Below are 12263 nucleotides of genomic sequence, written 5' to 3' on the forward strand. Positions count from 1 at the left end.
CAAAGTCGCCAATTCGCTAGGAGGCAGCCGACTAGCGGCCGCCACCTTTTTTGATTTACTCCTGCGAGCCAGCAGAGGCTTGGTCGCGGGTTTTCCACAGCGACAGCAGCACACCGCCCAGCAGCAGACCCAAGGTCACGCTCAGTGAAATGACCGCCGGAATCTTGCCGATGATGCCGACCAGGAAGATCTTGCCCCCGATAAACACCAGCACCAGCGCCAGAGCGTACTTCAGGTAGGCGAAGCGGTGAATCATCGCCGCCAGGGCGAAATACAACGCACGCAGACCAAGGATGGCGAAGATGTTCGAGGTGTAGACGATGAAGGGGTCTTGGGTGATGGCAAAGATCGCCGGCACGCTGTCCACAGCGAACACAAAGTCGGCACACTCGATCAGCACCAAGGCTAAGAACAACGGCGTTGCCCAGACCACGGACTTGCCGCTGGCGTCTGCCTGACGGACAAAGAAGTGCCCTTCATGCAGTCGCTCGGTCACCCGCATGTGTTTGCGCAGGAACTTCACCAGCAGGTTTTCGCTAAGGTTTGGATGGGCATCAACCTTGCTGAACAGCATCTTCACTCCGGTTAACAGCAGGAAGATGCCAAACACATACAGAATCCAGCTGAACTCGGCGATCAGCACTGCACCCAGGGCAATCATGATCGCGCGCAGCACGATGACACCGAGAATGCCCCAGAATAGCACCTCGTGCTGATACCTACGCGGGATAGAGAGGAAACTGAAGATCATTGCCATCAGGAACACGTTGTCAATCGACAACGATTTCTCGATCAGAAAACCGGTGTAGAAATCCATCCCGGCGTCAACACCCTTGACCTGCCAGACCCAGAGGCCGAACAGCAAGCCAGCCGTGATATAGCCAGCAGACAGCAACAGACTTTCAGTGACGCCGATCTCTCGCTGCTCACGGTGGAGCACCCCGAGGTCGAAGGCCAACAGGCCTATCACGATGCTGATAAAGACTAGCCACAACCAAGTGGCGGTGCCGAGGAACTCGGCCAGGAAGAACGGTTCTAGGGCAGTCATGAGCCCCTCCTCTAAGTGTCGAAGTTATACAAACTGCAACTCCGACATGGCAGCGGCTAGCTGTCAGAGGGGCCCGGCATTGCGATATCAAATCTAGAGAGACGCGTGCGGTTTCTCAATCACACAAGAGTTGCAAGTTATTTCAATCTGGGAGGCCGCATCAGAAGTCGGAATGCCGATATGCAGAAATGATATCTGCATCCAGAGAACCTTTAACAGAGCCTGGCTCCCTGGTTTTTTTTGCCGAACTTAGCGATTAAATGAGCCTGAACATTCAATAAGCATCTCAAGCTTCCGGGGACTCAGTCATCGCGACTCCTTTTCGCCCCAGCTGCTTTACGCCATACATGGTCTGATCCGCCGCCTTAAGCAATGTATCGAGACTCTTGCCATGGATAGGACACAACGAGACTCCGATACTGCACGATATTGAAAGCTCTCCCGCACTGGTCATGACTGTCTGCGCGATGGTTTCGAGCACCCTCGCCGCCTTCAGTTCCGCACTCTCGGGGTGGGTAATACCTGTAACCAGAATCACGAATTCATCCCCGCCGTAGCGTGCGATGGTGTCACACGAGGGAGTGGCTTGAAGCATGCGATTTGCGACCGCACGGAGAACCTGATCGCCGACCTCATGGCCGTACTTATCGTTGATATTCTTGAAGTGATCCAAGTCGATCAACAGCACGGCAAACGGAACCCCGTTCAATTTCCAATCGGAGAAGGCCTGATCAAATCGATCGGCGAAAAGGTAGCGATTAGGCAGTTGGGTGAGCACGTCATGAGTTGCGAGATAAGCCGAACGTTCGTGTTCAACCTCTGCTCTTTCGATTGCTTTGAAATGCCGAATCAACACCGCAGGCACAAGCACTAACGCCCCTGCGAGAACCGCAAGGATGATCAACATTTCCGCTGTCAGAATATCCCCCAATCGCAACTGACGCTCAAACAACAAGGTCATCGGTTGTGAAACACTCCTGATCTCGACTCGGTCAGATAGCGCCGGTAATAGTAAACGATCCAAGATACAGGCTTGCTCAGTCTGAGTTGAAAAAACATTGCTTTCAGATCCCGCAGCGGTTTTCAGGACAGCACTGATGCGAACCAGGGGATCTACGTTCACATAACTCACAGCATCCTGTAGCGCACTCGTCTTGATCAAAAGTAATGACACCATCGTGCTGCCAAAGAAATTGGGCCGAGTATTCTCTCGCGCCTGTTCAGGCCGACTGACTGACTGCATCAGAATGTAAGCGTCCCCCCCCTCATACATTGAGAAAACAGGCGATACGACCGGCTTCTGATTATTGCGTGTTCGAGCCAACGCATAGGAGAGATAGGCGACGGTTTCTAGCTTGACGCCATAGATCGAACTCGACTCAGGGAGTAAGGGGTACATGAACAATACAGGCCAAGTCTCATTGAGATAGACCTGATGTTGCGCGGGTTGGTGAGTGAGGCTCGGAAAGCCTTGAGTTGAAAGTCTGGACGCCAAGTACGGCGCAACAGATCTTCAAAAGCCGCCTGTTCGGCGATGGGTACCGACCGCGCCGCCTCAAGCATGTAAATATGAGGGTAAGCAGCTAAAACGACAGCTGCATATCGGGCCGCAGCTTCCGTATCGCTCTGATCGACGGCCTGAAGAAATGCCGAAAAACCCGCCAGCACAGCCTCATTAGTAGCAAGCTGATTGCGCACGATGCCGGAAATATTTTGCACGTATTCCGAGAAACGCTTTTCTCTACGTTCAGCCTCAGACTTCAGTAGTAACAGAGCTGAAAAACCAACCAATCCGACAGCGAGGATAATGAAACCTGCCAGGGAGCTGCGCCGCATAGTAAGCATCACTTTAACTTTGCCAAAGCGCAGAGCGAGAGCCGAACCTTGGCAAGCACCGTTGAAACTAGAAGAGATCGCGGGTGAACGACCGATAAATGCCGATTTGAAAGTCGCTGAGCACTGAGAACCATTCCCAAGGAATCAGATCCGATACGATTTCTGCTCTGCTCTGCTCTGCTCTGCGACTACCCCTTTCGCATGTGCTCGAAAGAAAAATTTTCGAGCCCAATTTGCTGCTTCTTCGATGGTCACCACTTCACAGTGGCAATTTGCCACCATTCGCTGTGTCGTGTGCAACACATTCGGTTCGAGCTCAGGCGTTTATAAGGGGAAAACCCAAGTGAAAGCTCGTACCCGCGTCAGTGCTATCAACGGTTATACAACCGCCATGCAGTTGCATAATCGAACGAACGATGGCCAACCCCAAACCACCGGAATCGTCGGGTTGATTGCGTGATGGGTCACACCGGTAAAAGCGCTCAAACAATCGTGGAAGATGTTCTGCCGCAATCGGCTCGCCGTGGTTATGCACCGTGATGTCGAGACGGTGCTCCAAAACCCTGCTGCTGATCGTCACTGCAGAGGTAGGAGTTGCGTAGCGCAGCGCATTCGCCAGCAAGTTAGCAAGTGCTCGACGGATCAAGCCTGGATCACCCAGCAATTGATCCTGGGCCTGGTTTATCAGTTGCACATCTCGTTCTTGCGCTACCCCTTCGAAATACTCACAGAGCTGCTCGATCAGATCGTGCAGGTTGATTTGCTCGAATTTTACGCAAGCGTTTGGCTGCTCGGTGCGAGCGAGAAACAGCATGCTGTCGATCATGCGGGCCAGCCTTTCATACTCTTCCTGATTGGAAACCAGCAGGTTCTGATAGTCCTCTATAGAGCGACTGCGCCTCAGGGTTTGTTGGGTATGTCCCATCAGGTTGCCTAGTGGGGTTCGCATCTCATGGGCGAGATCTTCCGAGAAACGTGAAAGCTGGGCGAATCCGTCCTCAAGGCGTGCAAGCATCTGGTTGAGTGCGCCACAGAGCAGTTTGAGCTCATTCAGTTCATTGAACTCGTCCAGCCGCAGATGCAGATGCTGCACATCGATTCCAGCGGCGCGCTTGGCCAGCAGGCGCACAGGGTGTAAGCCTCGTTGACTCACCCACCAGCCGAATGCAAAAGCCAATAGCGCTCCGACTGACATGGCCAGCCAGAGCTTGAGTCGGTAGGCCCCCAGCATTTGGTCGCGCTCACTCAACAACTTGCCAGCGATCAGGGTCAAACCGCGATCACCCTGCGTGACATCCTGCCAGGCAAGCCGCACTGGCTCGGAAGAGTGATCGTCAACGAGGCGAGCCTGGGATGCAGCCGGCAACTTTGGAAAAGCCATACCCACTGGGTTGATTTCGATCAACACCTTGCCGGTGTCATCGACAATCCATAGCAGACTGTCGCGATTGCCCAACATGTTTTCGTAGAGCTTGGGCCGACCTTGCAGTTGCTCGATGCTGTCGCTATCGCTGATCAATGCTTGCATTCGCTCCAGGCGCCCCAGCAGGGCCTGATCATCGCGCCAGGCAATCTCTCGCTGTAGGGATTGATAAAGATAAAAACCAATGGAGCCCAGTAACAGTGCGCTGACCAATGCGAACATGATCGCCAGGCGCAGGCTCAGGGTGCGCGGAAACAGAGTCAAGATTGCACCTCAAGCATGTAACCGATACCACGCACTGTGTGTATCAACTTGAGCGAGTATGGATCGTCGACCTTGGCCCGCAGGCGACGAATCGCGACATCCACCACATTGGTGTCACTGTCAAAGTTCATTTGCCAGATCTGTGAGGCAATCAACGAACGCGATAGCACCTCCCCTTCACGACTGAGCAGCAGATGCAGTAGGGCGAATTCCTTGTTGGTCAGGGTGAGGCGCTCTCCGTTGCGCGTTACCTTGCGTCGCAACAAGTCCAGACTAAGGTCGCCAGCCACAAAATACTCCACCTCGCGAGGCGGGCCACGGCGCAGCAACGTGCGTACGCGAGCCAACAACTCGGCATACGAAAAGGGTTTCACCAGATAATCATCAGCCCCCAACTCCAACCCTTTGACCCGATCATCAACCGAATCACGTGCGGTAAGAAACAGTACCGGGGTCTGCCACTTACGCCGGATGATTTGCAGCAATTGCCAGCCGTCCAATCCCGGCAACATGACATCCAGAATGATCAGATCGAACTCACTCTCCTGTGCCAAATGCTGGCCGTCCAGCCCGTCAAGGGCGATCTCTACCGCATAGCCCGACTCAGTCAGGGCTTTGCGCAGGTAATCCGCCATTTTCGTTTCATCTTCAACCACCAGGATACGCATTTTTTCCTCCAGGACTGGAGCACAGGCTAGCCCGCTTCGCTGATTTCTCACATTACATATTGGTAATCAGGAGGTAATCATTCTGACTGAGCGGGCTGGTCATGATGTCTGGCAATGACTCAGACAGACTCAACCAACCAAGGAAACAGCATGCGTACAAGCCTATCGACTTCATTGCTGATCACACTCGCAATGAGCTCTGCGTTCGCCGTTGCAGCCCCGGATCAGGTTGCGCAGCGCAAGGACGTATCACTTGCAATGGCCAACGATTTGCTATCGGCCGCGCTGACGGCCTGTAACGCCGATGGCCGCACAGCCGTTGCCGCCGTTGTTGACCGAGGCGGCAATCTGGTTGCAGTCCAACGCAATGACAATGTCGGCCCGCACAACACGTTAGCCGCCCAACGCAAAGCCTATACAGCCCTGTCGACCAAGACTTCGACGCGGTTGTTAGCTGAACGCGCTCGCGCTAATCCAGATGCTGAAAACCTCAACACCCTCGATGAGTTGTTACTGCTCGGTGGAGGCGTGCCATTGAAATTCGATGATCAGGTCATCGGCGCCATCGGAGTGGCCGGTGCGGGTGGCGCTGCACACGATGAACGTTGTGCAGAGGTCGCCATCAACAAAGTTTTACCTGCCGTTAAAAACTAAGGACATCACCATGGCTGTATTGAAAAGTTTCTTCGCTGGCGCAGTATTGAGTGCTTTTTCGGCCCTTGCATCAGCGGCAACAAATCCGTTGAGCGTGCATGTACTCAACTTACAGGATGGTCTGCCCTCCCCTGGAGTCAATGTCACGTTGGAAAAACAGGACGGGAAAAACTGGGACATGCTCAACAGCGGGGCCACCAACGAGCAAGGTCGTATCACCGGGCTGTATCCGGAAGGTCGGGGTCTGGAGAAAGGTACCTACCGTGTCACCTTCAAGACTGGTGAGTGGTTCAAGTCGCACAAAACGTCCAGCTTCTTTCCGGAGGTACCCGTCATTTTTGAGGTGGACGGTACCGTTCCTCACTATCACATCCCGTTGCTTCTGAGCCCTTACGGTTTCTCCACATACCGAGGAAATTGATCGTTAAGCGATACCAAAGGATACCGCCCAAAGGTGACAGCCGCCCCGACTCAAAAGGGCGGCACTGTCGCTTAACTTTTCGGTATCAAAACCTTCAGTGATGACCACGTTCACGCCTTGGGCTTGGTTCACGTTACAGGGGGGACACCGGTAACAACACCTTTCTGATCCTTGACCATAAATTGCAGGCGACTGATCACCACGCCCATTTGGCCATGCCGAGACAAGGGCATGCGGTGGATTTCAAAGCGCAAAAAATAGCCTCCATCCTCAGTGTGTTCCTGTGTTTAGTTGATACAAACCTATACAAGCTAATGTCACTCGCACAAGACTGGTCAGCAGGCGGTGACGCCCTACTTTGACGATGAATGCCCGCTCTGCGCTCTTTACATCATTGACCTGCGCAGAGTCGTCAATGAGCCGCACCCTTTATTTATTAGTGTCCGTTGTGATCGGCTTGAGCCCGCGCCAAGGAAGGATAGTCAATTGCCAGTGCTCAATCCCCTGCCCGATCAGCGCGTCAACCGCGATCAACGTGCTCCCCTCGTGTTCAACCTGGAATTTTCTTGTACAATTTCCGCCACGCTGTATAAGTTTTTTCGTTGCCTTGATGAAAGTGCCAAGCAGCCCATAGCCACTGAGGTACGTATGTTCAACTCGCAAATTAAGAAAGAACTGGCCTTCAGCAAGCAGCGTTTGGCTAACTGTGAAGCCACCCTCGCAGCATTAGGTGGCTCCATGGCTCTGATTGAGTTCCAACCTGATGGCACGATCCTCGGCGCCAATCATAATTTCCTGAGCGCAATGGGCTATCGCCTTGAGGAAATTCACTCCCAGCATCACCGCTTATTCTGTACACCGACCTACGCCAACAGCGTCGCCTATCAAGGTTTTTGGTCACGCCTGAGTAATGGTGAGTCCATAAACGACCGCTTCCTGCGCCTGGACAAACAAGGGCGTGAGATCTGGCTGGAGGCCAGCTATAACCCTGTTCGCGACGCCTCTGGACGAGTGATTAAGGTCGTCAAGATTGCTACTGATGTCACTGCCCGGGTTCAGAAGGAACAAGAGCAGGAAAGTCAAATCAACGCGATCAACCGTTCCATGGCAACCATTGAGTTCAACCGGCAGGGAGAAGTCATCAGCGCCAACGAGAACTTCCTTGCAGTGATGGGTTACCGCCTCGATGAGATTATTGGCAAGCACCATCGCCTGTTCTGTGAGCGTAGCGAAAGTGAATCCAACGAGTATCGCCAGTTCTGGGAGCGCCTGAATCACGGCGAATTTTTCTCCGGCAACTTCAAGCGCCTCAACCACCAGGGAAAAACCGTCTGGTTACGTGCGACTTATAATCCAGTGTTCGACGCCAACGGCAGCCTTTACAAAATAGTTAAGTTTGCGAGCGATATCACTGCTGAAGTTCTCCAGCAGGAAACTGAGTCACGAGCCGCACGTATGGCCTATGAGACGTCACTGAAAACCGACAATACAGCACAGGAAGGCGCCCGAGTGGTGCAGGAGACCGTGGATGTCATGCAAAGCCTGGCTGGCGAATTGAATCACGCAGCCGAAGGTATCAATGATGTCAGTCAGCAGTCGGAAGTGATCAGCAGCATCGTGCAGACCATCCGTGGCATCGCCGAACAAACGAATCTTCTTGCGCTAAACGCCGCCATCGAAGCGGTCTCGTGCCGGAGAGCAGGGTCGAGGTTTTGCGGTGGTCGCTGATGAAGTGCGCAATCTGGCTTCGCGCACAAGCCAGGCCACTATCAAAATTGTCGAAGTGGTGCAGCACAATCGTTTATTGGCCCAGGGGGCAGTGGCCAGGATGGAGGTGAGTAAAGACAAGGCAGAACAAGGGGTCAAATTAGCCGGAGAGGCTGGTCAAGTGATTCTGGATATTCAGGATAGTGCTCGCCAAGTCGTACACGCGATCAGCAATTTCTCGTCGACATTAGCTAGATGATTCAGCCTTGCGGGATGAGCAAAACCCTGGTTTGACCGACACATTGACGGTAATTGAATAATAGGTTTTGAATGAACGAAAAATCACAACCAGTCCCTACTTGTAGGGCCTGCAGGAATGGCAAAGAACTGGATTTCGAGTTCAGTATGGCGTTCCAACCAATCGTAGATCTGCGCGACAACAGTATTTTTGCCTACGAGGCTTTGGTACGTGGCTGCGATGGCAGTGGGGCCGCAGCTATTCTTGGAAAGGTGAACGAGCAGAACCGTTATGCCTTTGACCAAGCATGCCGAGTCAAGGCTGTTGAGCTTGCTTCACTTTTACAAATACCCTGCTTTGTCAGCATCAATTTCTTACCCAATGCGGTATATCAAGCAGCCACGTGCATTCGTGCGACGCTTGAGGCCGCACGCCGATTTGGATTTCCCACTGAAAGACTGATTTTTGAGATCACCGAAAACGAAGAACTGGTGGACAAGGAGCATCTAAAAAGCATCATTCGAGAATATCGTCTTAAAGGCTTCAAGACAGCGATCGATGATTTCGGAGCGGGGTACGCGGGGCTAAATTTGCTGGCAGAGTTTCAACCCGACATCATTAAGCTGGACATGACCTTGGTACGTAGCATATGCACTGACCCGGTGCGACAGGCAATCGTCCAAGGCATACTAGGTGTATGCAAAGCGCTCAATATTGAAGTGATTGCAGAGGGCGTAGAGACCAATGCCGAACTACAGCAGTTATTAGCAATGGGCATTAACTACTATCAAGGCTATCTGTTTGCAAAGCCCGAATATGAAACGCTGCCAAAGGTGAGTTGGCCAACCCCGACCCCGGGCCATAGGGCGTCCTCGACTTGAAAATATAGGCAACGCTTCGATAAAACGCGATGCCTTAATCTGATTGAATGGATAAGCCCCGCTTTTTCCAATTGGGCTAAAAGCAGAGCTCTAAACCTCAACTACCTCTACCCTATTGCGCCCAGATGACTTGCCCTCGTAGAGCGCGTAATCAGCCCGTGCAATAGCGTCGCTGAGCACCTCCTCAGCGCGATATTGAGTGACGCCGATGGACAGCGTAACGCTGACCTTTTTGCCGTTACTGTAAATCTCCAGTGCCTGGACTGCCTTGCGTATACGCTCTGCGCTATCAGTTGCCTGGCTAAAATCCGTGTCCGGCAATATGGAAAGAAATTCTTCGCCACCCCAGCGGCCGATAAAGTCTTGTTCCCGCATTGAGCATTGTAGTGATTGACTCACCGCTTCGAGAACACGATCGCCGGTATCGTGACCGTACAGATCATTGACCTGCTTGAAGTGATCTATATCCATCAGCATCAAGGTGAGATTGCTGGGCCGTCTATGATGTCGCGCCAAAATTTTCTCGGCCAGCTCAATCATATGCCGACGGTTGAATAGGCCGGTTAATGAGTCCGTCGTTGCCATACGCGCCAGACTCTTGTGCGCGCGGGTTACCGTGACCACATAGAACAGCGCAAGATAACCGAACATGCAGAACACCACTGTTAGGTTGAAAACATGCACAGCCAACAGGGAGCTGGAGGAGATGGGTTGCAGAGGGCTTATGAACCACATCAGTACATATAGGCCTACGTAGTAAACCCACAGCAAACCGGCATATATCCAGGCGCTATGTGCACGCATGCTAACGAACAGTGCCGGAATAAACATTAGTAAGAAATAGTGAAAACCACTTCCCCAACCGATTAGAACTGTTCCCAGCCCGGCGTGCACGAGTACTTCAATGCGTATTAGGAGAACGGCCAACTGATTTCGTCGCTGCTTAAACGCGAGATAAGCATAGACATACATGGCCACACTGACCACGTTTATCCATGCCAAAATGGGAGATCCAAGAATGAGAAAAATAAAAAAGAAGGCGATATCTACGCTGCCTGCCAACTGGCAGCAACGCATGGAAAGCTGCCAAAATTCTGGCCGAGCGTCGTACTTGGCGGGGTTTTCTAAATGTGTCCCTTGCATCGAACCGGCCACCTCAATATCCGGGTATAAGTCCGGTTTGTTTTTAGGTTGACTACCTCAATTCAGAAAATGAGGCGTAAAAATATTTTGTAGGACGTTGTTCTGAAGGTACGAGGCTATGCATCAGTTGTCTAGTGGCAATTAGCCGCTTTTTTTGGCCGTTATATTACTGAGGGTGGTAAATCGAATTTTCTTTAAGCCTGAATCGGCCCGGGTTCCGTACACACCTCCGTGCCTTAAACTGAGGCCAATCACGAGTTGCCATGAGCAACCCACTTCATCTCGAAGAATCAAAATCCAAGCGGTCAATCAAGTGACCGAAAAGAAGCTGCCTGTCGCTGATGTGGCGGCGCGTCTTCGTGTGTCGACGCATAGCTTCTTTGCCTGGATAAAGCGCTAGCGCAACCCTCGAGAAAAAACGACCGCAAGACGATGACAACACGCCGAGCAGGGTAGTCCAAGTAGTCATTCAATGCGTCTATAAACGTAGGGTCGATTCAGCTGGATGAGTTTTTTTGATTTCAAACCCTTGCGAAGGGTAATAGATTACTTATTGAACATTTCGTAAAAAAGCGTAGCATTGCCGACCATGATACTCGAACAGCTAAAAGCCCTGGCCAATGACACTCGCATGCAAATGATGGAGTGGCTCAAAGACCCAATCAGTAATTTCCCACCTCAGGATCATGGCGATCCTGCGATAGGAGTGTGCGTAACCCATTTGCAGCACAAGGCCGGGCTTTCACCTTCTACCGCGTCTGCACACTTAGCTATCTTGCAGCGCGCAGGCTTCGTGCTAACCACCCGCATCGGAAAGTGGACTTACTACCGGCGCAATGAGCAGGCGATTGATGACTTTGCGGCTAGGTTGATCATCGAATTGTAATTTTTAAATTTTCATTTCGTTATTTCGCGTAATTAGAAAACATAAGGAACCCCCTATGAGCAGCAAAACTATCTTCGTCGAACCCGGTGGCGGCTATGAAAATGTTGTGGTTGGCAGCAGCGAAGTCCGAGCCGCAGCGCGTGGCGAAATCACCGTACGCCTCCACGCCAACTCGCTCAACTACCACGACTTCGCGGTGGTCAGCGGTATGTGGGGCCCTAGCGAAAAACGCATCCCCATGGCCGATGGTGCCGGTGAAGTCATTGCTATCGGCCCAGATGTCACTGAATTCAAGGTGGGTGACTCGGTCGTAAGCACCTTCTTCCCGGAGTGGATCAACGGTGCGCCCCTGGTTGAAGGCTTTGTTAGCGTGCCAGGTGATGGCATTGACGGCTACGCTCGTGAGCACGTGACGGCCAAAGCCACATCGTTCACCCTCGCGCCTACTGGCTACAGCCATGCTGAAGCGTCGACACTTACCACCGCCGGCCTTACTGCATGGCGCGCCCTGATGGCCGATGACTCCCTCAAGCCGGGCGACACCGTGCTCGTCCAAGGCACTGGTGGCGTTTCAATTTTCGCCCTGCAGTTCGCTAAAATGGCCGGTGCTACCGTCATTGCTACCTCTTCAAGCGACGAAAAACTTGAACGTCTGAAAGCTCTAGGCGCTGATCATGTAATCAATTACCGCAAAGACCTTAACTGGGGCGAAACTGCGCGCGCTCTAACGGGTGGCCGTGGTGTTGACCACATCATCGAAGTCGGCGGCCCCGCGACGCTTGAGCAATCGATGATTGCAATTCGGGTTGCTGGTCACATCTCCATCATCGGGATATTGAGTGGCGTAAGCGGTGCAATGAATTTTGTACCGGCACTGATCAAGCAAGTGCGTCTGCAGGGTGTATTGGTGGGTAGCCGCAGCCAGCAGCAAGACATGATCCGAGCTATCAATGCTAATGGCATGCGCCCGATTATTGATCGTCATTTCCCTTTGAGCGAGATTGTCGAAGCGTTCAAGTATCAGGAAACCAACCAGCATTTCGGCAAAATTTGCCTGGATATCTAATCGCGCATGAGTGGGCATGAGCAAACGC

11 protein-coding genes and 3 pseudogenes are annotated in these 12263 nt (G+C 52.5%); 8 read left to right on the forward strand and 6 right to left on the reverse strand.

The window, feature by feature from the left end; translation table 11 throughout:
- Positions 1-55: 55 nt before the first annotated feature.
- From Q1W70_RS23325 to Q1W70_RS23340, 5 genes are all read right to left on the reverse strand, one after another.
- Positions 56-1048, reverse strand: coding sequence for a TerC family protein (locus Q1W70_RS23325; protein ID WP_302098052.1), 993 nt, complete (start codon positions 1046-1048; stop codon positions 56-58).
- 286 nt (positions 1049-1334) lie between these two features.
- Positions 1335-2447, reverse strand: coding sequence for a diguanylate cyclase domain-containing protein (locus Q1W70_RS23330; protein WP_367186759.1), 1113 nt, complete (start codon positions 2445-2447; stop codon positions 1335-1337).
- Positions 2399-2884, reverse strand: a complete 486-nt coding sequence (locus Q1W70_RS27170; RefSeq protein ID WP_367186760.1) for a hypothetical protein — start codon at positions 2882-2884, stop codon at positions 2399-2401. Before Q1W70_RS27170 ends, Q1W70_RS23330 begins: the two co-directional genes overlap by 49 nt.
- 316 nt (positions 2885-3200) lie before the next feature.
- Complete coding sequence (locus Q1W70_RS23335) at positions 3201-4571, reverse strand: heavy metal sensor histidine kinase (RefSeq protein WP_302098053.1); 1371 nt, start codon at positions 4569-4571, stop codon at positions 3201-3203.
- Positions 4568-5239 (reverse strand): heavy metal response regulator transcription factor, encoded by a 672-nt coding sequence (locus tag Q1W70_RS23340; protein ID WP_302098054.1) that lies wholly within the window; start codon positions 5237-5239, stop codon positions 4568-4570. Before Q1W70_RS23340 ends, Q1W70_RS23335 begins: the two co-directional genes overlap by 4 nt.
- A 150-nt stretch (positions 5240-5389) precedes the next feature.
- On the opposite strand from Q1W70_RS23340, the gene Q1W70_RS23345 reads away from it, so the two are divergent.
- From Q1W70_RS23345 to Q1W70_RS23360, 5 genes and pseudogenes are all read left to right on the forward strand, one after another.
- Entirely contained in the window at positions 5390-5893 is a 504-nt protein-coding gene (locus Q1W70_RS23345) for a GlcG/HbpS family heme-binding protein (RefSeq protein WP_302098055.1), read from the forward strand.
- Between the two features lie 10 nt (positions 5894-5903).
- The gene (uraH, locus tag Q1W70_RS23350; protein WP_302098056.1) at positions 5904-6314 is read left to right on the forward strand and encodes a hydroxyisourate hydrolase; all 411 of its coding nucleotides are present in this window, start codon (positions 5904-5906) and stop codon (positions 6312-6314) included.
- A 738-nt stretch (positions 6315-7052) separates the two neighbouring features.
- Positions 7053-7688: pseudogene (locus Q1W70_RS27370) on the forward strand (PAS domain-containing protein); the annotation flags it as partial.
- A gap of 156 nt (positions 7689-7844) precedes the next feature.
- Positions 7845-8280: pseudogene (locus tag Q1W70_RS27375) on the forward strand (methyl-accepting chemotaxis protein); the annotation flags it as partial.
- A 71-nt stretch (positions 8281-8351) separates the two neighbouring features.
- A complete protein-coding gene (locus Q1W70_RS23360; protein WP_302098062.1) occupies positions 8352-9140 on the forward strand; it encodes an EAL domain-containing protein in 789 nt (262 codons plus the stop codon).
- A 90-nt stretch (positions 9141-9230) separates the two neighbouring features.
- On the opposite strand, the gene Q1W70_RS23365 is transcribed toward Q1W70_RS23360, so the two are convergent.
- On the reverse strand, positions 9231-10283 hold the full coding sequence (locus tag Q1W70_RS23365) for a GGDEF domain-containing protein (RefSeq protein WP_302098063.1): 1053 nt from the start codon (positions 10281-10283) through the stop codon (positions 9231-9233).
- A 289-nt stretch (positions 10284-10572) separates the two neighbouring features.
- Here Q1W70_RS23365 and Q1W70_RS23370 point away from each other — a divergent pair.
- From Q1W70_RS23370 to Q1W70_RS23380, 3 genes and pseudogenes are all read left to right on the forward strand, one after another.
- Positions 10573-10680 (forward strand): annotated as a pseudogene (locus Q1W70_RS23370) (transposase); the annotation flags it as partial.
- Positions 10681-10872: 192 nt separating this feature from the next.
- Positions 10873-11169, forward strand: a complete 297-nt coding sequence (locus Q1W70_RS23375; RefSeq protein WP_302098064.1) for an ArsR/SmtB family transcription factor — start codon at positions 10873-10875, stop codon at positions 11167-11169.
- Between the two features lie 55 nt (positions 11170-11224).
- Complete coding sequence (locus Q1W70_RS23380; protein WP_302098066.1) at positions 11225-12235, forward strand: zinc-dependent alcohol dehydrogenase family protein; 1011 nt, start codon at positions 11225-11227, stop codon at positions 12233-12235.
- Positions 12236-12263: the final 28 nt, after the last annotated feature.

It is taken from the genome of Pseudomonas kielensis, from assembly GCF_030505375.1.
GTDB lineage: Bacteria > Pseudomonadota > Gammaproteobacteria > Pseudomonadales > Pseudomonadaceae > Aquipseudomonas > Aquipseudomonas kielensis.

Bases quoted from the DNA above. Each gene is read 5' to 3' on its own strand.
- uraH (WP_302098056.1), top strand. From the start codon at position 5,904: ATGGCTGTATTGAAAAGTTTCTTCGCTGGCGCAGTATTGAGTGCTTTT.
- Q1W70_RS23325 (WP_302098052.1), bottom strand. From the start codon at position 1,048: ATGACTGCCCTAGAACCGTTCTTCCTGGCCGAGTTCCTCGGCACCGCC.
- Q1W70_RS23375 (WP_302098064.1), top strand. From the start codon at position 10,873: ATGATACTCGAACAGCTAAAAGCCCTGGCCAATGACACTCGCATGCAA.
- Q1W70_RS23380 (WP_302098066.1), top strand. From the start codon at position 11,225: ATGAGCAGCAAAACTATCTTCGTCGAACCCGGTGGCGGCTATGAAAAT.
- Q1W70_RS23345 (WP_302098055.1), top strand. From the start codon at position 5,390: ATGCGTACAAGCCTATCGACTTCATTGCTGATCACACTCGCAATGAGC.
- Q1W70_RS23330 (WP_367186759.1), bottom strand. From the start codon at position 2,447: ATGTACCCCTTACTCCCTGAGTCGAGTTCGATCTATGGCGTCAAGCTA.
- Q1W70_RS27170 (WP_367186760.1), bottom strand. From the start codon at position 2,884: ATGCGGCGCAGCTCCCTGGCAGGTTTCATTATCCTCGCTGTCGGATTG.
- Q1W70_RS23360 (WP_302098062.1), top strand. From the start codon at position 8,352: ATGAACGAAAAATCACAACCAGTCCCTACTTGTAGGGCCTGCAGGAAT.
- Q1W70_RS23340 (WP_302098054.1), bottom strand. From the start codon at position 5,239: ATGCGTATCCTGGTGGTTGAAGATGAAACGAAAATGGCGGATTACCTG.
- Q1W70_RS23365 (WP_302098063.1), bottom strand. From the start codon at position 10,283: ATGCAAGGGACACATTTAGAAAACCCCGCCAAGTACGACGCTCGGCCA.